Annotated in this window: 1 pseudogene; it reads left to right on the top strand. The window is 67.0% G+C overall.

Features of this window, described 5'->3' with window-relative positions:
* Window positions 1–44 precede the first annotated feature (44 nt).
* Window positions 45–261, top strand: a pseudogene (locus KBI52_RS00255) (universal stress protein); the annotation flags it as partial.

Raw genomic sequence — 261 nt, 5'->3', positions numbered from 1 at the left:
TCGTGCCGCCAGGTCAGCATCGGCAGGGACCGTTCGAGACCGTGTTGGTTGCCTGGAACGGCAGCCGCGAGTCGGCCCGCGCCCTGCGCGAGGGACTGGAGTTCATCGAGCAGGCCTCACGCACGGTCGTCCTGGTCGTCGATCCTCCGACGGATGGGATGCCCTGCGCCGATTTGAAGGCCCATCTCGCGCACCACAATGTCGTTGCGGAGGTCGTGAATGCCGGGAGCGAGGGACGTCCCGTCGCTGCGATCATCCTCG

The organism is Microvirga sp. HBU67558 (assembly GCF_018069605.1).
Taxonomy (GTDB): domain Bacteria; phylum Pseudomonadota; class Alphaproteobacteria; order Rhizobiales; family Beijerinckiaceae; genus Microvirga; species Microvirga terrae.
Note: the sequence above shows the minus strand (reverse complement) of the source record. Positions and strands in the feature narration are given on the sequence as shown.